Origin of the sequence: Polyangium spumosum (assembly GCF_009649845.1) — a bacterium.
In the GTDB taxonomy this organism is placed as follows: domain Bacteria; phylum Myxococcota_A; class Polyangia; order Polyangiales; family Polyangiaceae; genus Polyangium; species Polyangium spumosum.
This window is the reverse complement of sequence record NZ_WJIE01000009.1, coordinates 151671-176547: the sequence shown is the minus strand read 5'-3', so window position 1 is coordinate 176547 and position 24877 is coordinate 151671. Positions and strand designations below refer to the sequence as shown.

Genomic DNA, 24877 nt, shown 5'->3' with positions numbered 1-24877 from the left:
GAGGCGCAGCGTAGCCGCGGATGGGCGTTACTTGGGCTGGAAATAGCGCCCGACCTGCTCGCGGTACTCTTCCGGCACGTCGCTGCGCTCGATCGCCCCGAGCTCGCCCGCCGCCGCCTGCCCGAGCGCGCCCGTCCCCTGGATGTTCGCCGATTCACCCGCGCGCCCCGTCGTCCGTCCCATGACGAGCCCCGGCATCGGCTTTCCCTTGTTGATCGGCCCCGTCGCGCGCGCCTTCACGCCCGGTCCATCCACCACGCCCGTCTGCCCCTTGTGATCGCCTGGCCCGCCGCCCTCGCTGTGGCCGGCGAACGGCTGCCCCTGGTCCTTGCCGCCCGATCCCGGCCCGCCGTTACCGTTCTTGCCGCCCGGCTTGTTCCCTGACCCGGGCTTGTTCCCCGGCCCGCCCTGTCCGGGCATCGGCACCGGCATCGGCGCGCCGCCGAGCTGCCCTTCGGCCTCGCCGAGGCCCTTCTGCGCGTCCTCGAGCCGCTTCTGCCGCTCGCCTTCCTCGCTGCCCTCGGGCTCGGGCTCGGCCATCTTCTTGAGCTCCTCCGCGAGCCGCTTCTGGCCCTCCTCGGAGCCGAGCTCTTCGGCGAGCTCCTCGAGCTGCTCCTTGCTCGGCCCCTCGCCCGGCGCCTCCTCGCCGCTCATCTGCGCGGCGCGCTTCTTCATGTTCTCGGCGAGCCGCTTGCGCTCCTCGGGCGTGAGCTTCCCCAGCGCCTCCTCGAGCTTCTCCGCGAGCTTCTGCTGCTCCTTCGAGCCGCCCTTGCCGCTGCCCGGATCCTTCAGCGCTTCCTTCGCGTCCTCGGACAGACCTTCGCCGATCGCCTCGCCGAGCTCCTTCAGCTTCTCGTTCTTCTTGGCCATCTCCTCGAGGCGCTTCTTCTGCTCCTCGAGCGCCTTGGCCACGTCCGGCGCGTTCTGCTTGCGCGCGGCCTCGGCCGCCTCTTCGAGCGTCTTCTTCGCGCGCTCGCGGTCCTGCTTCTCGAGCTTGTTCGCGAGGTCCTCCATCGCGTCGTCGAACGACACGAGGTCCCTGTCGCCGAGCGCCTTGGCCGCGTCCGAGAGGTCCGGGTTCTCCGCGAGCTTGCCGAGCGCGCTCTCCAGGCCCTGCCGCTGCTCGCCGTCGCCGAGCGACAGGCGCTCGGCCGTGATCGCGTCCTTGAGCTTGCCGATCTGGGCCTGCGCCTCGCGCTTCTCCATGCCCTCGCGGAGCTTCTGGCGCAGCTTCTTCGCGTCCTCGGCGATCTTGTCGAGCCGCTTGCGTTGCGCGTCGTCGCGCGCGTTCGTGTTCGCGAGGTCGATGATCTTGTCGAGCCCCTTGATGTCCGCGAGCTTGACCTGCTCGACCCCGGGCGGCGCCGGCGGCGGGGGCGGGAGCGCGGGCAAAGGCAGCAGGCTCATGTACCCGATCGCCGCGAGCCCGAGCGGGATCGCGAGGTGATGGATCCGGACGAACCGCGGGCGCGCGTCCTTCGGGCTCGCCTTTTCGAGCACCGTCTGCGCCTGCGACAGCACCACGGCCCGCGCCGGATCGTCCCGCTCGTCCTCGCGGTCGAGCTCGATCGCCGTGGCGATCGACTCCTTGCCGCCGAGGCGCCCGTCCAGGAAGAGCGCGACCTCCTCGTCCCGCCAGCGCTTGCGCCGCGCCACGATCGCGCCTGCTGCCGCGCCGAGCGCGCCGCCCGCGGCCATCCACGGCCGCAGCGCGCCGTGCCGCGTCTGCCACGCCGCCGCCGCCGCGCCCGCGCCGAGCACGAGCCCGATCGCGGCGCCCGAGAGCATCCGTTCGAAAGCGAGGCGCCGCCGCACGCGACCGGCGAAGCTCTGGAACGCGTCGCGGAAGGGGCGATCCTCGGGGGAAGGCGGGCGCTTGCTCATGGCAGCCTCTTTTTACCTTTTGCCCGCCGCGGGCGCTACTTGCCTCCGCCGGCGAGTATCACCCGCGACTCCTCTCGGGCCTCCACGTCGGCGCGCCGGAACGGCAGCGGCGCGTACGTCACGCTCGTCCACGCCGCGTCCTGGTCGTCGTAATGCGGGCTGTCCGGCTCGGCGCTGTTGCCCCGCCCGAAGTTCACCGTGGCCTCGGGCGTCCCGTCCGCCGCGAAGCCCACGACCATGCGGTAGAGCGACATCTCCGTCGACTCGAAGTACGCGGCCGGCTCGTTACCGTCGAAGAACCGCGTCGGCGCGACGTTGATCGTGTCCGACGCGCCGCCCACGGCCATCGGCTCCGTGTCCCACGCGCTCCCCGGCAGGTCCGACTGGAAGAGCGCGCCTTGCACGTCGCCGAGCTCGAAGTCCGCGTCGATCGAGCCGAAGCGCGTCGTGATCCACGCGGACGCCTCGTCGAGCGCCGCGAGCAGCAGCACGCGCGCCCCGTCCGGCGCGAAGTACGAGGCGTCGGCGAACCGGTTCGTGAGCACGTTGTGCAGCATGCCCAGGAAAAACGGCGGTGAGGCCTCGTGGATCGCGCCGAAGAGCGCCGACGTCATCGGCTTCTCGAACACGCGCCGCGCCGCGAACCAGACGAGCGCGTTGAACATCACGGGCTCGCCGCGATCCGCCCGCATCTCTCGATCCCACGCCGAGAGCTTCGCCGCGTACGCCACGAGATCCGCCCGACCCTTGTACGCGGCGAGCGCCGGATCCGCCTCCACGTTCGCGAGCGCCTCTTCCAGGAGCGGCACGATCGTATCGGCGAGTGGGCTCCGCACGTCGCGTTGCAGCTCCTCCATCGCCGCGCGATCGACCTTCGCGCCCGACGCGACGAGCTCCTCGATCGCCTGCTCGATCCGGTATCCCCGGAAGCCGTTCGCGTAGAACGCGCCGTAATAATAGGGGTCGTTCTCCACCACGCCGTCCTGCGTGAAGCCGAACGGATCCGTGTTCGCCGTGAAGAGAAAGCCCTCGGGAGGATCCCGCCGCTTCGGCATCCTGTCCGCCGGCAGATCCCCGCGCGTCCAGTAACTCGCGGGATCCTCGGGGTCCGTGATCGATCGCCACGGCATCGGGCGCGCGCTCGGGTCGCCGCGATCGGGGACCCGCGCGTGGACGAACATGTCGATCTCCTTCGCGTCGGCCGCCACGAAGTTCGCCGCGCCGACCTCCAGGATCGAGGCCGCCTCCTCGAACGCGTCGATGTCCTTCGCCCGGTCGATCTCGAGGTACGCGACCGCCTCCATCGAGGGCGCAAAGCCCGTCCAGTTGAAGAGCAGCCGCCCGTCGGCGAGCAGCGGGCGCGGGATGGGTAACATCTCGTCCGGCAGGATCACGCCGTACCCCGGCACCTCCGCGATCTCGACCGTCACCTCGTCCACGAACGTCCCCGCCTTCGCGCCCGGCGCGATCACCCGGAACACCTCGTCGCGCTTGACGAGCGGCACCGTCTCGCCGCCGACCGAGACGCTCTCGTACGCGGCGTCGGGCGCGACGTCCCACAGATCCATCACGTCCGCGAAGTTCGTCGTCGCCGTCCATCCGATGTGCGCGTTGTGCCCGAGCTGCACCGTCGGCGTGCCGACGAACGAGAAGCCCACGACGTCGAGCGTGCCGCCGGCCTCGGCGCTGTTCATGTGCACGGCCCAGAAGCGCGAGGGGCTCGTCAGTGATTGATGCGGATCCCCGCACACGTAGGGCCTGCCGCTCTCGGTGTGTTTGCCCGCGAGCGCCCAGTTGTTCGAGGCCGTCTCGCGCATGATCGGCTCGTAGTCGCGCGGGAACGCCGCGGCGTCGGCCTTCGGCGGGCCGGGCGGGCCGAACGGGCCCGGCGCAGGCGCCGCGTTGCCCCCGGCTCCCGCCGGCGCGCCCGGGAACACGTCGAACGCGGGCATGAGCACCGGCAATCGCTCTGCCGTCTCGGGCGCCATCCGCGCGACGGCCGTGGCCAGGATGTCGCGATCGAGGCTGTTCGACATGCCGAACGAGAGCAGCTTGCCCACCGCGAACGCCTCGTGCGACGCCCAGGGCTCCGGCAAAAAATCGAGCTCCGATTCGCGCATGCCGAACGGCCGCGGCGCCGCGCCGCTCCGCACCTCCTCGATTCGAAGGTTCACGCCCGCGGTCCACGCGTCGAAGAGCGCCGCCTCCTCGGGACGCTCGGCCCGCACCCGCGCCTCGTCGGCCTCGCCGAGCTTCGTGAAGTTCATCGTCCGGGCCATCACGTCGTCGTCGAGCACCTTCACGCCCACGAGCTCCGCGCGTGTCCCCGCTGCCCTCCGGCGCATGAGCTCCATGTGAAAGAGCCGATCCCGCGCCATCGCGTATCCCGCCCCGAAAAACGCGTCCGCGTCGGACCTCGCGTAGACGTGGGTGATGCCGAGCTCGTCCACGACGAGCTCGACGTCGGCGAGCGGCGCCGGTGGTCCGGCGGGCGCCTTCGTCGCGTCCGGCTCGGTGCAACCGGCGAGGATCGAGCCAATCCCAAGGGCCAAAACACAGGTGCGTGGGGCGAGGCGAAGCATGTTTCCAGCCTACACCCGCACGGCCACGGCAGGGCCGGTGCGTCCGCGCATTCCGCTCCCACCGGTTTTCTGCGCGCGCAATCGCGCGCTCTCCCTCACCGGGCCGGGCGTGGCCCGTGGTAGGCTCGGCGCGCCCGCGTCGCGGAGCGCTCGACTTCCATGGAGACGACCCTCGGCTTTCCCCCTCCTCCGGACGCGCACGTCGAGCACGGCGTGGCGCTCCTCGGCCCGAGCGAGTTCGAAGCTTCCGCGCTCGCCGCGGGCCGCCCCTTCCAGGAAACGCTCCCCTTCGGCGGGCGCGCCGAGATCCTCGCGGCGCTCGTCGACTTCGCCAGCGCGCGCAGCCCCGCGCGTGTCGCCGTGCTGGAAGGCCGCGCGGGCACGGGCAAGACGAGCCTGCTCTGCGCGCTCGCCGACGCGCTCGCCGCGCAGCGTATCGGCACGATGCTCCGCTTCGCGACCGACGTCACCGTCGGGACCGCGCCGCCGACCACGCGCCTGCCGCCCGGCCCTTGCCTGCTCGTGATCGACGACGCGGGCCGCAAGGCCGCGCCCGCGACGCTGCTCTCCATGGCCCTCGAGCGCCGCGACGTGCGCTTCGTCTTCACCACGCGCCCCGCGGGCCAGCCGCGCCTCTCGGCGCTCTTCGCGCAGGTCGGGCTCTCGACGGACGCCGTGCGTGTCCTGCCCGCGCTCGGCGCGCTCTCGCCGACCGAGGCCGAGGCCACCGCGCGGCACGTGCTCGGCGACGACGCGCGTGAACACGCCACGAGGCTCGCCGAGCTCGCCGAGGGGCATCCGTTCGTGATCACGCTCGCGGGCCAGCTCGTGCGGGAAGGGGCCATCCATCCGGTGGCGCTCGGCAAGGGCGAGCTCGCCGCGTGCGCGCTCGATCGGGGCCACGAGCTGCTCCTGCTCCGCTCCGCCGCCGCGGGCGACCCGAAGCTGCTCGCGGGCGTGCTCGCGCTCGTCGCGATCCTCGCGCCGGTGCGCACCTCGGACGAGCGCTTCCTCCAGGGCGCGGGGGATCTGCTCGGCTGTCGCCGCCGCGACCTCGTCTCGGCCCTCCGCGCACTCGAGGCCGCGGGCGTCGTCGAGCGTGGCCCGCACGGCGCGCGGATCGTGCCCGGCTCCCTCTCGGATCACGCGCTCCACCGCGCCCTCGTTGGCCCCTCGGGCCCGCTCACGGGCTCGCTCGAAGAACGCGCGCGGGCCCTCGAGTCACGCTTCGGCGCGCACGCCGTCGTCCCGCTCCTCCGCAACGTCGGCGAGCTCGACGGACCCTCCTTGCCCGACGGCGCCGCCGCCGAGATCGTCGCCGCCCTCTTCCGCCACGTCCGCGGCGCCGTCGAGGCCGCCTCGTCGGCCGACCGATGCCGCCTCCTCGGCGGCCTGCGTGAGCTCTCCTCGGATCACCCGGCCGCGATGCTCGACCTCGCCGCGGCGGTCCTCCGCTCCCCTGCGCAGAGCGAGTCCACCCGCGGCGCGGGCGCCCTCTTCTCGGCGGCCTCCGTGCTCTACGAGCTGCCCGCGATCCTGCGCCGCGTGGGCCTGCACCTCGCGCACCTGCCTCGCGCCGCCGACCTGCTCTGGGAGCTCGGCCGCGACGACCTCCGCCTCCAGAGCCCGCACCCCGACCACCCGATGCGTGTCCTGCGCGAGCTCGCCTCGCGCGCCTCGGCCCGCCCCCTCGGCGTGCACGAGGCCCTGCTCGACGCCGTGGATCGCTGGCTCGCCGCGGACGACGCCCACGAGCACAAGCACTCGCCGCTCGACGTGCTCGACACCTTCCTCGCCGACGGCGCCGTCGACGCCGGCCCCACGGACGAGCGCCGCCGCGCCTTGCGCAAGCAGGCCCTCGCCACGCTCGCGCGTTGTGCCAAATCCTCGGTCCGGCGCGCCGCTCTCTCCGGCGTCAGCGGCCTCGAGCGCGTGCTCGCCGACGGCTCCGGCCTCTCGCTCGGCGACCAGATGGAGCCTGGGTGGCGCGACGAGGAGCGCCTCGGGATCCTCACGATGCTGAGCGCCGCGGCCGAGGGCTCGACCGACGCGCTCGTGCACTTCGCCGTCGCCGACGCGCTCCGCCGCGCGGCCCGGCGCGCGAGCTCCGCCGAGGTCCGCGCCGCCGCCGAGGCCGCCGCGGGCGCCGTGCCCACCTCGACCGAGCGCAGGCTCTACGAGGCCCTCACGCAACGCTCGCCCGCGCAGCGTGGCCTCATCGACCTGCCGCCGAGCGAGATCCCTGGCTCGGGTGAGGTCGAGCGTGGCGGCGCCGAGCGCCGCTCGGCCGACACGTGTCGCGCCGTCGTCGACGAGATGCTCGCCTGTGGCCGCCCGCCTGCGGAGACGGCCGCGTGGCTCGGCGCGGCGCTCGAGGCCCTCGCGCTCGCGGGCAAGAGCGGCTCGCCGCGCCTGCTCCTGCACGTCCTCTCCCGCATGCACCCCGCCTCCGCGGCGGCGATCTGCGAGGCCGTCATGGCCGCGCCCGACAGCCCGCTCGGCCCGCACGTCGCCTCCTTGCTGCATGCGCTCCGCGAGGCCTCGCCCGATCGCGCCGAGGCCCTCGTCGCGCGGATCGTCGCGGGCGAGGACCCCACGCTCTGCGCCTCGCTCGCGCAGGTCTTCCATCGCTGGGTCGAAAAGCCCCTGCCCGGCGATCGCGAGGCGCTCCGGCACCTGCTCGGCCATCGGGACGGCTTCGTCCGCCGCGCCGCGCTCGGCGCGCTTCGCACCCTCGCGCGGTCCTCCCCGCGTGACGCGGTCGACCTCGCCGTCGGCGTGGATCTCTCCGAGGGCCCCGAGGTCGCCGAGGCCCTCTTCGGCGCCCTCGACGCGGGTGGCCTCTTCACCGAGGGGGCCCTCTCCGAGGAGGAGATCATCCTCTTCCTCACGCGCCTCGGCGCGGCGCGGAGCCTCGACGGCCACTCCACGATGCGCTTCCTCCACCACGCGGGCAAGCGCCTGCCCGAGGACGTCACGGGCCTCTTCATCGAGCGCATCGCGCGCGCCGCGTCGGGCATCGTCGCCGTCGCCGAGGAGTACGAGCCTCTCCCGCCCGAGGGCCTCTCGACGATCCTCTCGGGCCTCTCGCGCTCCCCCGAATGGCTCCCGCTCCTGCGCCGCGTCCGCCACCTCGCGCGGGCCCGCGTCGGCTGGGTCCGCTTCCATGCCGCGCGCCTCTTCCACGACGCCTCGCGCTCCTTTGCGTTGCCGACGATCGAGGTCCTCAGCGAGTGGGTGCAGGAGGGCGGCGAGGCCGAGCTCGACGCGGTCTCCGCGCTGCTCGAAGAGGCGCCGCCGACCTTCCTCTTCGCGCACCTCGAGCTCGTGGCGACGCTGCTCCGGCGGGCGCACGCGGCGGGCGAGGCCTCTTTCGAGCGTGTCCGCAGCGCGCTCTTCTCGGTGGTGACGGGCCAGGCGCGGCCTCGATCGGGCATCCGCTCGGACCGCAGCGAGGCGCTCCTGCGCTCGCAGGCCCGCGAGGCGGCCTCTCGATTGGCGCCGAGATCGCCCGAGCAAAAATTCTTCGAATCGGTCGCCAAGCACGCCGAGGCGCGGATCGCCGAGGAAGACGCGGGCCAGGACGACGAGCTCTTCGACCTCTGACATGCGCCCCCTGCCCATTTTCCTCGCCGCACTCCTCCTCCCCGCGATCGCCTCGGCCGAGCCTCCGCCCGCGGCGCCTTCGCCTCCGCCGTCGCCTCCTTTCTGGACGGGCCCTCGTGTCGCGGGCTCGCTCGTGATCGGCGCCGGGGTCGGCGCCATCGTCGCGGGGGCCATTTACGCGGCGCGCTCGGACGAGGCGACCGCTGCATTGAAGCAGCATTGCCTCACGTCGGATCCGGACAAGTGCGACGCCGAGGGCTACCGCCTGCGCGAGCAAGCGACGGCGGACGGGCGTACGGCGACGACGTCGCTCGGCGTCGGCGCGGCGGGGGTGTTTCTTGGATTGGCGCTCGCGTGGATCAACCCGGAGCTGCACCCGGCCGCGGCGCCGGTGAAGGTGACCGTGGCGCCGGTCGTGAGTGCGCAGACGCAGGGGATCGTGGTGGTGGGGCGGTTCTGATCGGTCGGCGTGGGCCCGAGCGGGTCCCGCCGTCGTGATTGCAGACGACGCCGTCGTGGTTGCAGACGACGCCGTCGTGGTTGCAGACGACGCCGTCGTGATTGCAAACGACGCCGGTCTGACGGCACACGATGCCGTCGTGATTGCAGACGATGCCGGCGTGATTGCAGACGATGCCGTCGTGGTTGCAGACGACGCCGGTGTGAAGGCACACGATGCCGGCGTGATTGCAGACGACGACGTCGTGGTTGCAGACGATGAGGGTGTGACGGCACACGATGCCGGCGTGATTGCAGACGACGACGTCGTGGTTGCAGACGATGAGGGTGTGACGGCACACGATGCCGGCGTGATTGCAGACGACGACGACGACGTCGTGGTGCCCCCGCGCCCCGCGCCCCGCGCCCCGCCCACCCGGTTGGTGGTCCCAGCCTCCACCCTTGGAGGTCCGCGCCCTCAACCCTCACCCGCCCGGAGAGCTCGCCCTCCACCTCGATCCCCAAGACCCCCAATCCTTCCGGACAGTTAGCCGCGTCCCGCCGAGCTGGCATGGCCGTTGCGATAGGTGAGAGGCGAAGGAAGCTCGCGTCCCCCTCAATGGAGAATGTTCAGATGGCCTCGACGAACCGCTTCGACTCTCGCCTCGCTCTTTTCCTCGCGCCCCTCGCTGCTGCTTCGCTCGCCCTCGTGGGCTGCGCGGCCGACGACATCACGACGCTCGGCGACGAGACCACCATGGAATCCGCGGGCCTCGGCCTCGGCGCGCAGGGGCAGGACGTGAAGGCGGTCTACGAGTACCTTCGCCGGTACGGGTATTACCAGAACGAGGAGCTCGCCGAGCATTTCCCCGGCTGGACCCCCGCCGTCTCGCGCGAGCCGGCCGACCCAGCGCGCTTCGACGAGGCGATCGAGGAGGGCGTGCGCCTCTTCCAGGCCCAGAATGGCCTGGCCGTGACCGGCGTCGTCGACGCCGAGACGCAGAAGGTCATGGAGATGCCCCGCTGCGGTCACCCCGATTATTACGACCCGCCGAGCGTCGTCCCGCGATGGGATCTCGACATCGACCCCTATTCGCACCTCGGAGGGACCTGGTCGTCCACGACCCTGACGTACAAGTTCGCGAATTACACCTCCGACATCAGCGCGTCGACCGTCCGCACGGCGCTCTGGAACGCCATTCGCTCGTGGACCTCCATCTCGAACCTGAACTTCAACGAGGTCACCTCCGGCGAGAACATCTCGTTCGGGTTCTACACGGGCGACCATGGTTGCGGCACCAGCAATACGTTCGACGGCTCGGGCGGCGTGCTCGCCCACGCCTGGTCCCCCGGCGGCGGCCTCGGCGGCGACGTGCATTTCGACGACGCCGAGGGCTGGTCGTCGGCGTACCTGGAGACGGTCGCGCTGCACGAGATCGGGCACGCCCTCGGCCTCGGCCACTCGACGGTCTCGAGCGCGACCATGTACGCCTATTACAGCGGCAACGACACCTCGCTCAATTACGACGATCACGCCGGCATCTGGTCGCGTTACGGCGCGTACACGTCGCCCTCGGGCTGCGGCTGGCTGAACGCCGGCCAGGGATTGGGGGCGGAGCAATCCGTCTGGTCGTGCGACGGCCGCTTCCAGCTCAAGTTCCAGAGCGACGGCAACTTCGTGCTCTACAAGGGCAGCCAGGCGCTCTGGGACTCGAACACGAACGGCGACGGCGGCGACCGCGTGATCATGCAGGAGGACGGCAACCTCGTGATCTACAAGTCCAATGGCAATGCCGTATGGGACACGAACACGAACGGGTCGTCGAATTACTTCGCGAACCTCGCCGTGCAGAACGACGGCAACGTGGTGATCTACCGGTCCGGCGGCGGCGTGGCCTGGGCGAGCGGGACTTGCTGCCACTGAGGCCTTCGAGCGCGCGCCCGGGGCGTGATAACGTCGGCACATGATCGACGTCCGCCTGGTGGGTCCCGAGCACATCGAGGACCTCCTCCTGCCCATCCGCACGGCCTTCGGGATCACCCCCCCACCCGAGCCCCCCGCGCGCGGCCCCATGGCCGAATTCGAGACGCGCTTCGTGGCGTACGAAGACGGCGCGGTCGTCGGCGGCGGCGGCGCGTTGTCGATCACCCTCAGCGTCCCCGGCGGCGGCGAGGTCGCCTGCGCGGGCCTGACCATGGTCGGGGTCATGCCGACGCACCGCCGCCGCGGCGTCCTCTCGGCCATGATGCGCGTGCACCTCGACGAGGCCCGCGCCCGCAAGCAGGCCATCGCCACGTTGTGGACCACCGAAGGCCCCATCTATGGGCGGTATGGTTATGGGCTCGCCTCCCTCGCGGGCGACATCTCCCTCGAGCGATCAGCGGCCTCCTTCGCCGACCGGCGTCCCCTCTCCTGCCGCGCCCGCCTCGTCACCGAGGCCCAGGCGGCCGAGCTCTTCCCGCCCCTCTGGGACAGCGCCCGAAAGCTCCACCCTGGAATGCCCTCCCGCTCCGCCGCGTGGTGGCAGAGGCGGCGCCTCGCCGACCCCGAGGCGGCGCGCGCAGGCAAGGGCCCGCTGCAGCGCGTGTTCGTCGAGCTCGACGGTCGCCCCGAGGCGTATGCGCTCTACCGCGTCGAACACAAATGGGACGGGCACGTCACCGCCGGGACCCTGAACGTCATCGAGGCCGTCGGCCAGAGCCCCGCCGGCACGCGCGCCGTCTGGCGTTACCTCCTCGACATCGACCTCATGCGCCAGGTAACGGCGACGAACCTGCCCGTCGATCACCCTCTCTTCGTCCTGCTCGCCGAGCCACGCTGCCTGCATTTCAGCACGTACGACGCGCTGTGGGTGCGTATCGTGGACGTGCCCGCGGCGCTCGCAGCGCGCACGTACGGGGCGCGGGATTCGATCGTGCTCGAGATCGAGGATACGTTTTGCCCCTGGAACACGGGGCGATTCCGCCTCGACGGCGCGGAGGGCCGCGCGGTACCGACGAACGAATCGCCGGACCTGCGGCTGCCCGCCGAGGCGCTCGGGTCGGCCTATCTCGGTGGGATCTCGTTCACGCAGCTCGCCGACGGGGGGCGCGTCGAGGTGCTCGAAGAGGGCGCGGCGGGGCGGGCCGATCGGCTCTTCCGCTCGACCCGCGCGCCGTGGTGCCCCGAGGCTTTTTGAGGGGAGCGCGTCACTCCGCCTTCGCGGCAGGCGACGCATCGAGGCGCGCGAGGTCCTCCTGCACCTGGGCCATCGACGGCAGGCCGAGGGATTGCGCCAGCGCATGGTCCATGGGGGCAACCTCGGCCGGCGGGAAATAAAGCGTGCTCGCGGGCGTGAGTTTGGCCTGGGTGAACTCGCCGAGCTTCACCCAGTCCATCCGGGGTGCGCAGCCTATGTACATGGGCGCCTCGTAGATGCAGAGGCGGTGCTCGAGGGAGTAGAACTTCGCCAGATACTCGGCCAGCACGGCGATGGCGCTCTGCCGGACGTCGAGGCTCGACAGGACGTGCCCGAACGAGTCGGGCTGCCACAGGATGAGCGAGGCGCTGGTGTCGGGGCGTCGCCGCGTGAGCACGAAATGCGTCGCCTCGTAGCTCTGACAGCCGTACGTCGCGGGATCCACGTTGAGGTCGGCGAACAGGCAGTCCTCGGCCGAGACGCCGGGCAACATGCGGGCCTCGTACCCCTCCTCGCGCAGCTTCCGGATGGCGGCGTGCGCCGGATACGCGAAGACGCCCGGGTGGCCATAAAGCGCGACGCACGTGCGGTTTCCATTTCGCACGGAATCGATCATGCGATTCATCATCTGTCGGTAGGTCAAGTACCGCGGCTTGTTTTTCTCGTACAGATGCTCGAGGGTCTGGGCATCCGGCTTGATCTTCAGGATCGCGTTCTCTGCGACCAGATCCGCGACGAGATAGAGGACCGTGTCCGCCCATTTGATCCAGGCGATGGCCTCCGGGGTGATGTGTCCCACGGTCTGTATGCCCGTCCCCACGACGACGAGCGAGCCTTTGTTCATCGAGCGTCCTCCTCGAAAATGAAAACGCCCGGCTTCGCCCCTGGGTGGAGCGGGCCGGGCACGAGCGGGTCGGAATTCATCAATTCCCCTGCGCTGCACTGCATCGCAGGGTTCGCCGCGTACCCCGGTCTTGACGACCGCGCGCGCACGCTACGCGAATTGCATCGCGTAAGCGTAAATATCGGTCACCGTGCCGACCTTGTGCGCGCGCGCCGCCGCGTCGCCGTCCGCAATGCGGGCGTGAATCGCGGTCTGGTCCGTGCTCTCGAGGGCCTTCTGGTCGTCGGCGCCGAGCCCGGCGGCCTTCATCGTCCCCTGCGGGTCGACGATGTACGCCGCGAGCTTCGCGGGGTCGAGCACCATCTCCGAGAGAAAGTCGTTCAGCAAGCTCGTCTGCATATCACACTCCTGAGTCAAAAACGCGGAGGTCGGCCCGTGAGTGTACCCCACGTGACCTTGCTCGATCGCAGATTACAACCAGGGGACGCTCGGACGCAACTGTGAGCTGCGTCATTTTTCTGCCGACCCTCCCGACTCCGTCCGCCCTGCCGCCCGCCCGCGTTCCCCCTTCTCCCACTCGCTCCGCTTCGTGGTATGGTCGGCGCCCCCCATGAGGAAGACCAGCCTCGACACCGTACTTCGCGTCAAATGCAAACACCGCGTGGGCCAGCTCGCCAGCCTCGCCACCGCCATCGCCGAGGAGGGCGGGCTGCTCGGTGACATCACCACCTTACGCAGCCTGGACAGCGACACGCTGCGCGAGGTCACCGTCGAGACCATGGACGAGGGCCAGCGCGACCGCGTGATCGAGGCCGTCCGCAAGGTCGACGGCGTCGAGATCCTCGACACGATCGACCGCGTCTTCGACCTGCACAAGGGCGGCAAGCTCCACATGACAAGCCGGATCGAGCTCCGGCATCAGCGCGATTTGCGCTACATCTACACGCCCGGCGTGGCCCGCGTCGCGCGGGCGATCGAGCGTGAGCCCGAGCGCGCGCGGCACCTCACGGGGATCGGGAACTCGGTCGGTATCTTCACGAACGGCACGCGCGTGCTCGGCCTCGGCAACGTCGGGCCGCTCGCGTCGCTGCCGGTCATGGAAGGAAAGGCCGTCCTTTACGATAAATTCGTGGGGATCAGCGCCTCGCCGATCCTCGTGGACACGCTGGATCCGAAGGAGTTCGTGGAGACGGTCCTGCGCCTCTCCCTCACCTTCGGCGGCATTCACCTCGAGGACATCCGCATCCCGGATTGTTATCGCATCGAGGAGGAGCTCATCGAGCGGCTCGAGAAGCCCGTCATGCACGACGACCAGCACGGCACGGCCACGGTGGCGCTGGCGGCGGTGCTCAACGCCTGCAAGATGACGGGGGTCTCGCTCGAGAAGGCGCGCGTCGGGCAGATCGGGCTCGGCGCGGCCGGCAGCGCGATCGCCCGGCTGATGATGGCGCACGGGGCGCGGGACGTGCTCGTGACGGACCGGTCGGAGGAGGCCATGAACTGGCTGAAGGGCCTGGGCGCGCACCCGGTCGACCTGCCGACGCTGATGCGCGAGGCCGATATCGTGATCGCGGCGACGGGCAAACCGGGCTTGATCGATCCGAAATGGATCCGGCCGGGCCAGGTCATCTTCCCCCTGTCGAACCCGGACCCCGAGATCGAGCCGACGGACGCGATGGCGGCGGGCGCGGCGTTCTGCAGCGACGGGCGCAGCATCAACAACGCGCTCGCGTTCCCGGGCCTCTTCCGCGGCGCGCTCGCCGTGGAGAGCCGCGCGATCACGCCCGAGATGCGTATCGCCGCGGCGCGCGCGATCGCGTCCTGCGCCGAACAAGGCGAGGTCGTCCCGTCGCCGCTCCTGCCGCACGTGCACGAGGCCGTGTGCGAGGCGGTCGTCGAGGCGGCGCGCGCGCAGGGCCTCGAAGGCACGGCGCGTTTGACGTTGCGCAAGCCCTCCTAAATCCACACGAACGTGCCTGCCGGGGGCGAGGCGTGGTAGGGTCGGGCCATGCGCCGCTTGGCCCTCGCGTTCGTCTTCGCCCTCCTCGCGGGTAGCCCGCGTCCGGCGTCCGCCGAGGAGAACACGCGCCGCTGGTGCGCGGCCGAGCTCCCGTCGCTGCCGAACGAGGTCTGTTATTTCGTCCCGGAAAAACCCGCGCCCGGCCCGCGCACGTTGATCATCCACCTGCACGGCGTCGTCCAGCCCGATACGAATGATCAATGGAACTCGCAGCGCAACGCCGCGCGGGTGGGCGCGACGTACGGCCATACCGTGATGATGCCGCGGGGCAAGCGCGGGATCGGGCCGAAGACGATGGAGTCGTGGTGGGCCTGGCCGACGAGCATGGACGCGCGGAGAGCGCATGAAGACGCCCTCGTCGCCGAATGGACGGCCGCGCGCGCGGAGCTCGAGAAGGCCGCGGGAAAACCCTTCGAGCGCGTGTATGTCTTCGGCTTCTCGAACGGCGCTTATTACGCGACCTCGCTGGCGATGCGAAATCGCCTCGACGCGGCGGGGTATGCGCTCTTCGCGGGTGGCTCGGGCGCCTCGTACCACGAGATGGAGGCCAAGGGGACGAAGCGGCGCGCGCCGATCGTGGTCGCGTGGGGCGCGGGGGATCCCTCGCACGACAAGCAGAAGGCGCTCGCGAAGATGCTGAAGCGAATGCGCTGGCCCCACCTGGAGATCGGTCGCCCCCGCGCCGGACACGTGATGACGGACGAGCAGGTCGAGAAGGCGCTCGCTTTCTTGAACGGCCGCTGACGTTTTCCTTTTACGAAACGCGCCGCGCCGGTGTCTGCTGTGGCATGCGCACCTGCTCCCTCCTCGCGATTCCCCTCTCGATGGGCCTCTTCGCCGTGCTCGCCGCCGCGTGTGGAGGTGGCGGCGGCGCCGGCACGTCGGGGGAGATCCCTCCGGACGCCACCATCCCCGTCCTCGATCCCACGTGCGGCGTGGAGGTGATTGTCTCGCAGACGCCGACCTACGCCGAGGACGTCGCGCCGATCCTGATGAAGAACTGCGCGAATTGCCACGTGGAGGGCGGCATCGCGCCCTTCCCGCTGCTCACGTTCGAGCAGGCGAGCCCGCTCGCGGGCCTCATCGCGGACCGCACCACGGCGCGCGAGATGCCGCCCTTCAACCCGAACAACTGCGGCCATTGCAACAAGTTCCAGGACGCCCGGTGGCTCACCACCAAGGAGATCGCCACGATCTCCGCCTGGGCCGAGGGCGGCGCGCCCCCGGGCGACCTCGCGAAGGCGCCCCCGCCGCCCGAGCCGCCGAAGGGCCTCACGGACACGAACCTCACGATCGACACGGGCGTCACCTACACGCCCGACGGGTCGAAGATCGACGATTATCGTTGCTTCGTGGTCGATCCGGGGATCCCCACGGACAAGTTCCTCACGGCTTACGAGGTCCTCCCGGGGGATCCTCGTGTCGTCCACCACGTGATCGCGTTCGCGCTCGATACGGCCGAGGCCGAGGCGCAGGCCGAAGCGCTCGACGCCGCCGAGCCGGGCCCGGGGTATACGTGTTATGGTGGCTCGGGCGTCTCGGCCTCGCGGTTCGTCGTGGGCTGGGCCCCGGGCGGCGGGCCGACGCGTTACCCCGCGGGCACGGGCTTGAGGCTGCCGGGCGGGCGCAAGATGGTCGTGCAGGTCCATTACAACCTCGCGGGCGGCGCGTTCCCCGACCAGACGCGTATCGCGACCGTCGTCGCCGATTCGGTCGACAAGGAGGCGAGCATCCAGCGCGTCGCGGCGAACGGGATCAACCTGCCGCCGGGGCAGCCGATGACGGCCGTGACGAACGAGGAGACGATCCCGGCGCAGATCCCCGAGGTGACCGTGTGGGGCGTGGCGCCGCACATGCACGGGGCGGGCAAGACGATGTACGTGGAGAACGAGCTCGATGGGCAGAAGCAATGCCTGGTCGAGGTGAGCAACTGGGATTTCCACTGGCAATCGTTCTCGATGTACGAGACGCCCCCGAAGGTGAAGGGCGGCAGCACGACCCGGATCACCTGCGGTTACGACACGACGGGCCGCGACACGGTGACGACCCAGGGCGAAGGGACCGAGGACGAGATGTGTATCGCATTCTTTTACATCACGCTGTGAGGTGCCCGAGGGCCGGCGCTCGTGCTAGCCTCGGCCTGTGGTGAAGGAACGGGGGCGCGAACTCGGGGCGGTCGCCGTCGCGCTCGCCGCGCACGTGCTTTTCCTCGCCGTCGCCCCGAAGAGGCCCACGCCGGAGCTCGAGCTCCTCCCGCCCCGCGTCGAGCCGCCTGCGGATACGACGGTCGATATCGAGACGGAAGGCCCGCCCGGCACGGTGACGCAAGCGCCGGCGCCCGCTCCCGCTGCCGAATCCGCTCCTGCTGCCGCTTCCGCGCCCGCTCCTGCTGCCGCTGCCGCTGCCGCGCCCGCTGCCGCTGCGGCTGCCGCGCCCGAACCGGCGCCCGAACCCGCGCCCGAACCCACCCCCGCGACGCCGAGCCCTCCCGTGGACGAATATGGCGGCGCGCCCCCGCCGTCCCCCGTCGTGGGTGCGCTGCCCGGTTTGTCCACGCCCGTCTGGGCCGTCCCGGGCGTCGTGCCCGGCGCGCCGGCGGCGCGGCCCGCGCCCACCACCATCGAGGCGCCGCGCCCCGTCGAATCCGACGTCGCGAGCCGCGTCCTCTCCGGCACCCTCCACAACAAGGACAAATCCACCGGCATCGACGTCCCCGCGGCCGGCGTGGTCTCCTCCACCCTCGCCGACGCCGTCCGCGGCTCCGCCGTCAAGGACGCCCGCGCCACGTTCGAGGTCAAGCTCGACGGGCAAGGCAAGGTCGAGGGCGTGCGCCTCGTCAGCACCAACGACAGCGACGCGAGCCGCTGGGCCGGCATCGCCGAATCCGTGAAGGGCAAGCTCGCCGCGCGGTCCTTGCAAATGGGCGCGGACAAACAGGGCGTCACCGTCGTCGTGAAGATCGAGTCGAAGGTCCAGTATCCGGCCGGGACCAAGGAGAGGGGCATCATCAAGCCCATCTGCGCGAACGAGATCATCTTGCAGCTCGCCCAGGCGATCGAGGACGGGATGTCGCAAGGCGGCGGCGGCGGCTACACGCGCGGCGTGCGCGACGACAAGGGCAACTTCATCCCCTACAGCGAGCTCGACGACGAGCGCCGCAGCCTCTTCTGCATTCCGATCGGCGTCGCGGCCGTCGGTGACCTCTCGAATTTCGGCGGCGCCCACATGTACAACGTCGTTTATTCGTCGTTCACGGTCAAACGCGCCGGCGAAAAGGCATTACCCGTCGATACGCCCCGCCCGATCGATCGGGCCGCGCCCTGGGTCCCCGCCGCGCCGGGAAAGACGCGGCCTCCGCCTCCCCCGAGGAAAAAGAAGAAAAAGAAGAAGTGATCGATGCCCGCCCTCCGCGGGCGGCGCCTCCCTCCCCGATCACGGTCCGGCGCTTGCACACCCACGCCCCACCGTGGGCGGCCTGTCCACCTGGCAAACCCCGTGCAGCGCGGCGGTCCACCCGAGCGTGCTCGTCGGGCTGCTTTTTGCCATCCTCCTGGCCGTGTCGCTCTGCGTGCTCCTGGCCACGCGCCTGCGCCGGTGCCTCGCCGCGCGCGCGGCCACGGAGCGCGTGGTCTCGACCCTCATGAGCACCCTGCCAGGCGCGGCTTATCGATGCAAAAACGATCACGACTGGACCGTGATATCGGTGAGCGAGGGCATCCGCGAGCTCACCGGCTACCCGCCGGAGGCCTTCGTCGAGACGCGGGAGGTCACCTTCGCTTCGCTCTATCATCCAGACGATCTCGACCGGACCTGGAACGAGGTGCAAACCGCCCTCGAGGCGCGCAGGCCCTTCGAGGTCGACTGGCGCCTGCGGACCCGATCCGGCGAGGAGAAATGGATCTGGGAGCGGGGCGTCGGTGTCTTCGGGCCCAACGGGGAGCTCATCGCGATCGAGGGGTTCTTCATGGACATCACGGCCCGCAAGCGCGCCGAGGAGGCCGAGCGGCACGCCCGAGAGGTCGCCGAGCGCGCGTCCGAGGAGGCGCGCAAGGCAGGCGCGTTGCTCGACGCGTTGTTCACGCGAGCCCCGGTCGGCCTCGCGTTCCTGGACACCGCCCTGCGATACGTGCGAATGAACGAGGCGCTGGCCGCGATGAACGGGCTGCCCGTGGAGGCGCACCTCGGCCGCACGCCCTCGGAGGTCGTGCCGGACGTCGGCGTGGAGCTCGAGCCCGTGCTCAGGCGCGTGCTCACGACAGGAGAGCCCGCCCGCGACATCGAGGCCTCGGGACGAACGGCGGCGACCCCCCCGGAACAGCGGCGTCATTGGCTTGCGAGCTTTTATGCGGTGCGAGCGCGGTCGGGCGAGCTTTATGGCGTCGGCGCCGTGGTCCTCGACATCACCGAGCGCAAACACGCGGAGAGCGCGCGAGACGCGGCGCTCGAGGAGCAACGCGCCGCGGTCCGCGCGCGCGACGACTTCCTGGCCATCGCCTCGCACGAGCTCCGAACGCCGCTCACGAGCCTGAAGCTCCAGCTCGGCAGCCTGCGCGTCGCGCTGCACAAGGCGGCGTCTCCGGACGCGCGGCTCGTCCAGAAGCAGCAGGCCCTCGAGCGCCATACCGAGCGCCTGGAGGCCTTGATCGAGAACCTGCTCGACGTGTCACGCATCACGCTCGGCCGCCTCTCGTTGCGGCGCGAGGAGGTCGATCTCGCGCAGATCGTCCGCGTGGTGCTCGAGCGCCTCGAGCCGGACGCGGCCCGCGTCGGCAGCACGTTTCACTTCACGTGCGAGGGGCCCGTGACGGGCCAGTGGGACGCGCTTCGTGTCGAGCAGGTGGTGACGAACCTGGTCTCGAACGCGCTCAAATACGGCAGGGGCAAGCCCGTCGACGTCGACCTGTCCGCCGACGCTCACACGGCGCGCCTCGTCGTGCGTGATCATGGCATCGGCATCCCCGAGGAGGCGCGCGCCCGGATCTTCAGCAAATTCGAGCGGGCCGTCCCCTCCGAGCATTACGGCGGTCTCGGGCTCGGCCTCTTCATTGCCCACCAGATCGTCATGGCGCACGACGGGGCCATCTGGGTCGAGAGCACGGAGGGCCCCGGCGCGACCTTCGTGGTGCAGTTGCCGCGGCGGGCCCCTTGAGCCGGTCGGATCAACGCGAACCGGTGAGGGACGAGCTGCTGCTCTGCGAAAAACGCACGAGGCGGCCCTTCGTGTCGAAGACGAGCGCGAGCCTGCGCTCGGCGAACGCGGCCGGGTCGAAGGAGACCGTGGCCGGAGGCTCGCGTGGATCCATCACGTCGATGCGCCGCGCGTCCACGATACGCACCCCCTCGAACGCCTCGCCGACGTGTCCCTCCGACGAATCCGCGATTTTCCCTTGCGAGAGGAGCCGGAGCGTGGCCGCGCGGGACGGGCGATAAAACACGCGCCCCTCCGCTTCCTCGTCCGGCGGGGCGCTCGTCGGGCTCTTCGCCGCCGCGCCTCGCTCGGGGGTCAGGGCGAGCGCAAAACGTGCCCCGTTCCAGAGCTCCAGCATGGCCGGGTGATGCGCGAGTTTGGCCGGGACGTCAGCCGATTTCGTGCCCTCGGGCAGCGTGGCCTCGTCGGGGATCTCCGCGACGTCGAAGACCCGCACGACGTCCCGCGTGATCGACTCCGGCGCGAACCGCTGCTCCTGCGCGAAGGCCCGGAGCCCGGCCTCGAACGCGAGGCGCACCTCCTTGCATTCGTCTTGCGCGGCGCGGACCGAGGCTTCGAGCAAGGCGCGCTTCGATTCGAGCACGGCGAGCTCTTTCCCATCCGCGGCGGCGATCCTGTCGTCGATCTCCTCCCTCGCCTTCCTGCGCGCGCGGACCACGCGGTCGAGCTCGTGGGCGCGCGAGAAGAGCTTCCGGCCCTCCGCGTCCGCCGCGAGGAAATACAACGTCTGCATGGGCAAACCTTCGAGGTCCTCGCAGGGGAATTTCGCGGCCGAGGGATCGGCCTGGAGCTTCTTGCAGGCGAACGCCCTCGCCGCGTCGGTCCCGCGATCCGCGAGCCCCACGAGGAAGTCGGCGATGTTCGCCGCCGCCTCGAGCGTCTTCGTGACGATCTGCCCCTCCTGCCCCGCGCTCTCCATGTTGATCGACTTCAGGAGCCCATTGCCGTACGTCTCGACGACGAGCTTATCGTCGGAGGTTCGGCCCGGCTCGAGGCGCAGCGCATAAAACGCCCGCGTGTCCGGCACGTAGAGGACCGTGACCGTCGCCGCGCTCTCCTCGACGTCGAAGGGCAGGCTCTTCACCACGAACTCGAAGAGCCCCGCGTCGTTTTTCTCGTACGAGACGCTCTTGCGCGACGTGAGCGTGGTCCGGACGTGCACCTCGACGAGCGTCTTCGGCAAATGGTACCGGATGCCCTCGGGCGCGGCCTCGCCGTGGGCGTGCGGGCCGCTGCCGATCATCCGCGTCCCGCCGCAGCCGGCCCAGAGCAGGCCCACGAGCGCCGCCGCGAGGACGCGCCTCGTCCGATCGATGCGCCTCACAGGATCACCATCGTCCGGAGCGTCTGCCGCATCTCGCGCAAATCCTCCGCATACCCCGGAGCCGCCGTCGGGAGCCACGCCTCGAGGAGGCCGAGCCAGCGCGCGCGCAGCTCGCTCACGGCCTCCGGAGAAGGCGCGTCGATCACGACGCCCACGCTCTCGGCGTCGAATTCGCGCCAGCGCTGCCGCCCTTCGGCCGAATGCCAGCGCGGCTTGCCCTCGAACCCCACGACGAGGCGCGCGCCGAGGCCCGAGAGCCGCGTGAGCAGCGGGCCCGCGCCCGTGTCGCAGCACATGAAATGGATCGCCCGACCCTGGGCCCAGACCCGGAGTTCGTCCTCGGGGAAATCGGCGGCGAGCAGCAGCCCGTCCGGCGAATTCGTGTCGAGGACGCGGCTCGGCTCGCCGTGGGAGGTGACGAGGATCGTCGAGAAAGGCCGCCCCTCGGCGTCCGCGTTTCGCAGCACCTCGAGCACGGTGCCGCGCTCGGTGAGCGTCCGGCCGAGCCGCACGACGTGGCCCCCGAGGCCGGCATAAAGTGAATCCCGCATCCGCTGGATCTCGACCGTGTCCTCGTCGTACGCGCTGTCGATCGAGAGGACGCGGCGCGCCGCCCGCGGGCCGGGATCCACGGGCAGGGTCATGCCATGCCCTTCGCTTCTAGCCATTGCCGCGCGAGGTCGTCGATCTCGGCCTGCAAGGGGTGGAAATCGCGGCGGAGGTAGGACTTGATGCCCCGCAAGAACACGCGCTGGCCGATCGGATGATCGCCGAGCTTCGCGAGCTCGGCCCGGAGGTCGAGGCCGCGACGGCGGTCCTGATCGAGCAAGACGATCGTCCCGGCGATCCAGAACGCCGCGAGCGTGGTAGCGGCCATGGCCATGCCGGCGACGCGCAGGGGGTAACTCGGCGCGACCCTGGAGAGCACCTCGAAGGCGACGGCGCGGTGCTCGATCTCCTCAGCGGCGTGCCAGAAGAGCAGGTCGCGCAGCGCGGGGTGCGCGTGATCCAGGAACCGCTCGCGGAGCGCATTCTCGGCCATGATGGCGGTGAAATGCTCGGCCGCCGCGGTCACGGAGAGCCGAAACGCCGGAGGGAACGCGGGTTCGAGGAGGCCGTAGGCGATACGCTCGTAGACGCGGAGGAAGGGCTTGATCTCGTAACCTTGCTGCTCGAGCCGCTCGAAGAACCGCTCGTGGAGCTTCGCGTGGCGGCCCTCCTGGCCGAAGAAGCCCTTCACCTGCTCGCGGAGCGCGGGGTCGTCGAGCTTGTCGAGGTAATGGTGGACGCTGCGCACGAAGAAGCGCTCGCCCGCGGGGAAGAGCAGGTTGACCCCGTTCGCGATGTGCGTGGCGAGCGCATTCCCCCCGAACCAGTGGCGCGGGACGGTCTCGTCGAAGGTGAGGCCGGGATCGCGGGGCTTGATGGGGGGGCGTTCGTGGCTGGTCTGCATGGCGAGTCCGGGGGTGATTCGAGGGTACCCTCACGTTCTTGCCGGGTCAACGCGATGCTCCGGACAATCGCGACAGGCCCGATGCTCCGAGGAAGAGGCACGGTTCACGCGTGATCCGACCATTTTCATCCCCGCCGACTTGCGCCAAACTCGCGCCCGCCATGTCCGCCCGAAGCGCCCTCCTCCTCGCCACGCTCTCGCTCGTCGCCTGCTCGGCCGCGGAGACCCCGACCCCCGAGCGCGTGACCGCGCCCGCCCCCGCGACCGCGACCGCAACCGCTGCCGCTCCCGCGACCGCTGCCGCCGCTGCTCCCGCTCCCGCTCCCGTCGTCGACGTGAACATCACAAGCCTCCAGCGCGCCGCGCAGGCCGACTCGCAGGCGTACGACATGGTGCGTTCGCTCGTCGACGAGGTCGGGCCGAGGCTCGCGGGGTCGCCCGGGGACAAGGCCGCCGTCGCGTGGGCCCTGCGCACGATGAAGGAAAAGGGCCTCGAGGACGTACGCGCCGAGAAGGTCATGGTCCCGCACTGGGTGCGCGGCGCCGAGAGCGCGAAGATCGTCGCGCCGTTCCCGCACGACCTCGCGATCACCGCGCTCGGCGGCAGCGTCGGCACGCCCGCGAAGGGGCTCGAAGGCGAGGTCGTCCTGGCCGAGTCGCTCGACGCCCTCGCCGCGATGGACGAGGCCAAGGTCAAAGGCAAGATCGTCTTCTTCTCGACCGCCATGCAGCGCACGAGCGACGGCTCGAGCTACAGCAAGGTCGGTCCGATCCGGTACCGCGGCGCCATCGCCGCGGCCCGAAAAGGCGCGATCGGCATGATCCTCCGCTCGATCGGCACCGACCACGACAGGCTCCCGCACACGGGCGCCATGGCCTACGACAAGGACGTCCCCAAGATCCCGGCCGCCGCGATCTCCGTGCCCGACGCCGAGCTCCTCGAGCGCCTCGTCCGTCAGGGCAAACCCGTGCGCCTGCGCTTCGCCCTCGGCGCGAAGACCCTGCCCGACGCCGAGAGCGCCAACGTGATCGGCGAGGTGAAGGGACGCGAGAAGCCCGACGAGATCGTCCTCATCGGCGCGCACCTCGACGCGTGGGACCTCGGGCAGGGCGCGATCGACGACGGCGCGGGGTGCGCGGCGGTCGTCGAGGCGGCGCGGCTCGTCCTGAAGCTCGGCGCGCGGCCGCGGCGCACGATCCGCGTGGTGCTCTTCGCCAACGAGGAGAACGGGCTACGCGGCGCGGTCGCGTACGCCAAGGACCACGCGGCCGAGCTCGACAAGCACCAGCTCGCGCTGGAGATCGACCTCGGCTCGGGCCGCGCGCACGCGTCGCGTTTCCTCGTCGCGGACGCCTCGCGGCCGGCGGCCGAGCGGATCGCGAGCCTCGTCGCGCCGCTCGGCGTCACGTACGAGCCGGGCCCGGCGCACGGCGGCGCCGACCTCATCCCGCTGCGCGCCGCGGGCGTGCCGATCGGGGATCTACACCAGGACGCGACGAAGTACTTCGACGTGCACCACACGGCGAACGACACGCTCGACAAGGTGACGAAGGAGGATCTCGATCAGGTCGTCGGGGCCGTGGTCACGGTCGCGTGGGCGGCGGCCGACGCGCCCGAGACCTTCGCCCGCGTGCCCGAGGAGCTCCGCAAGCGCTGAACGGCGCTTCCCGAAGGCCGACGCGCCGGGATACAGTCGCCCGATGCGTATCGGAATCGGCTGGAAAATGCTCGTCTTCGGGACCTTGCTGGGCCTCGCCGCCTGTGGCGGAGACGAGGCCCCTCCCCCTCCCCCGACGGGCGGCGCGGGCGGCGCGGGCGGCGAAGGCCCGAGCCCGCCCCCGGCGCGTTGCGGCGAGCTCTGCGATCACGTCGCGCAGATCAACTGCTTCGTGTGGTCGAAGTGCGCGGACGACTGCGCGGCCTACCTCGGCGCGGAGGAGGCCTGTGAAGGCGCGTTCGAGGCGCTGCTCGGGTGCTGGGCCGATCAGAAAGCGGACTTCGCGTGTATCCCGTCCCAGGTCGTGCCGCCCGCCGCGTGCAAGGCCGAGGAGGAGGCGTTCCGGGCGTGCGCGCAGGGACAAACCCGGCCCGAGACGAGCGCGTGCGTGGGGCAGAGCTGCACCTCGGGGTCGCATGTGTGTAGCTGCTCGACGACGTGCGCGGCGGTGGGCGAGATGCGATCGGCGTGCACGATGCGAGCCGACGGGACGTGGCAGTGTGCGTGCCGGGAGAACCAATCCCTGCGCGGGACGTGCGAGGAGCCGAAGGGCGCGTGTGACAACCAGGAGGGGTGCTGCGCGGCGTTTTTCTACTGACGAACGGACGAAACCCGGCGCG

General features: G+C 70.8%; 19 protein-coding genes. 12 read left to right on the top strand and 7 right to left on the bottom strand.

What is annotated here, in order from left to right; genetic code table 11:
- Window positions 1-27: 27 nt before the first annotated feature.
- Both GF068_RS28620 and GF068_RS28615 read right to left on the bottom strand, forming a co-directional pair.
- Window positions 28-1884, bottom strand: coding sequence for a hypothetical protein (locus GF068_RS28620; RefSeq protein WP_153822666.1), 1857 nt, complete (start codon window positions 1882-1884; stop codon window positions 28-30).
- Between the two features lie 35 nt (window positions 1885-1919).
- Window positions 1920-4466 carry a penicillin acylase family protein gene (locus GF068_RS28615; protein WP_153822665.1) on the bottom strand — a complete coding sequence of 849 codons (2547 nt, stop codon included), beginning with the start codon at window positions 4464-4466 and terminating at the stop codon, window positions 1920-1922.
- 159 nt (window positions 4467-4625) lie between these two features.
- On the opposite strand from GF068_RS28615, the gene GF068_RS28610 reads away from it, so the two are divergent.
- From GF068_RS28610 to GF068_RS28590, 5 genes are all read left to right on the top strand, one after another.
- A complete protein-coding gene (locus GF068_RS28610) occupies window positions 4626-8072 on the top strand; it encodes a hypothetical protein (protein WP_153822664.1) in 3447 nt (1148 codons plus the stop codon).
- A 1-nt stretch (window position 8073) separates the two neighbouring features.
- Entirely contained in the window at window positions 8074-8532 is a 459-nt protein-coding gene (locus GF068_RS28605; RefSeq protein WP_153822663.1) for a hypothetical protein, read from the top strand.
- 34 nt (window positions 8533-8566) lie between these two features.
- Window positions 8567-9061, top strand: a complete 495-nt coding sequence (locus GF068_RS28600; protein WP_153822662.1) for a hypothetical protein — start codon at window positions 8567-8569, stop codon at window positions 9059-9061.
- 83 nt (window positions 9062-9144) lie between these two features.
- Window positions 9145-10434 carry a matrixin family metalloprotease gene (locus GF068_RS28595; RefSeq protein WP_170319735.1) on the top strand — a complete coding sequence of 430 codons (1290 nt, stop codon included), beginning with the start codon at window positions 9145-9147 and terminating at the stop codon, window positions 10432-10434.
- A 40-nt stretch (window positions 10435-10474) separates the two neighbouring features.
- Entirely contained in the window at window positions 10475-11689 is a 1215-nt protein-coding gene (locus tag GF068_RS28590) for a GNAT family N-acetyltransferase (RefSeq protein WP_153822660.1), read from the top strand.
- A gap of 10 nt (window positions 11690-11699) precedes the next feature.
- Here the strand turns inward: GF068_RS28590 and GF068_RS28585 are convergent, their stop codons facing one another.
- Window positions 11700-12533: an SAM-dependent methyltransferase gene (locus GF068_RS28585; protein WP_153822659.1), complete on the bottom strand. Its 834-nt coding sequence runs from the start codon at window positions 12531-12533 to the stop codon at window positions 11700-11702.
- Between the two features lie 150 nt (window positions 12534-12683).
- A complete protein-coding gene (locus GF068_RS28580) occupies window positions 12684-12932 on the bottom strand; it encodes a hypothetical protein (protein ID WP_153822658.1) in 249 nt (82 codons plus the stop codon).
- 211 nt (window positions 12933-13143) lie between these two features.
- Between GF068_RS28580 and GF068_RS28575 the strand changes: the two genes are divergently transcribed.
- The 5 genes from GF068_RS28575 (at window position 13144) to GF068_RS28560 (ending at window position 19702) form a co-directional block, all read left to right on the top strand.
- Entirely contained in the window at window positions 13144-14493 is a 1350-nt protein-coding gene (locus GF068_RS28575; RefSeq protein ID WP_153822657.1) for an NAD-dependent malic enzyme, read from the top strand.
- 48 nt (window positions 14494-14541) lie between these two features.
- Window positions 14542-15297 (top strand): alpha/beta hydrolase, encoded by a 756-nt coding sequence (locus tag GF068_RS43755; protein ID WP_170319734.1) that lies wholly within the window; start codon window positions 14542-14544, stop codon window positions 15295-15297.
- Window positions 15298-15341: 44 nt separating this feature from the next.
- A complete protein-coding gene (locus tag GF068_RS28570) occupies window positions 15342-16658 on the top strand; it encodes a monooxygenase (RefSeq protein ID WP_170319733.1) in 1317 nt (438 codons plus the stop codon).
- 40 nt (window positions 16659-16698) lie between these two features.
- Entirely contained in the window at window positions 16699-17946 is a 1248-nt protein-coding gene (locus GF068_RS28565; RefSeq protein ID WP_153822655.1) for a hypothetical protein, read from the top strand.
- 73 nt (window positions 17947-18019) lie between these two features.
- Window positions 18020-19702, top strand: a complete 1683-nt coding sequence (locus tag GF068_RS28560; protein ID WP_153822654.1) for an ATP-binding protein — start codon at window positions 18020-18022, stop codon at window positions 19700-19702.
- Window positions 19703-19712: 10 nt separating this feature from the next.
- Here the strand turns inward: GF068_RS28560 and GF068_RS28555 are convergent, their stop codons facing one another.
- The 3 genes from GF068_RS28555 to GF068_RS28545 are packed head-to-tail and all read right to left on the bottom strand — an operon-like array spanning window position 19713 to window position 22539.
- Window positions 19713-21086, bottom strand: a complete 1374-nt coding sequence (locus tag GF068_RS28555) for a DUF4831 family protein (protein WP_153822653.1) — start codon at window positions 21084-21086, stop codon at window positions 19713-19715.
- Window positions 21083-21730, bottom strand: coding sequence for a hypothetical protein (locus tag GF068_RS28550; RefSeq protein ID WP_153822652.1), 648 nt, complete (start codon window positions 21728-21730; stop codon window positions 21083-21085). Before GF068_RS28550 ends, GF068_RS28555 begins: the two co-directional genes overlap by 4 nt.
- Entirely contained in the window at window positions 21727-22539 is an 813-nt protein-coding gene (locus tag GF068_RS28545; RefSeq protein WP_153822651.1) for a metal-dependent hydrolase, read from the bottom strand. The genes GF068_RS28550 and GF068_RS28545 overlap by 4 nt, the downstream gene beginning before the upstream one ends.
- Before the next feature lie 161 nt (window positions 22540-22700).
- Between GF068_RS28545 and GF068_RS28540 the strand changes: the two genes are divergently transcribed.
- Both GF068_RS28540 and GF068_RS28535 read left to right on the top strand, forming a co-directional pair.
- Entirely contained in the window at window positions 22701-24197 is a 1497-nt protein-coding gene (locus GF068_RS28540) for a M20/M25/M40 family metallo-hydrolase (RefSeq protein ID WP_153822650.1), read from the top strand.
- A 43-nt stretch (window positions 24198-24240) separates the two neighbouring features.
- Window positions 24241-24855 (top strand): hypothetical protein, encoded by a 615-nt coding sequence (locus GF068_RS28535; RefSeq protein WP_153822649.1) that lies wholly within the window; start codon window positions 24241-24243, stop codon window positions 24853-24855.
- The last annotated feature ends 22 nt before the right edge of the window (window positions 24856-24877 follow it).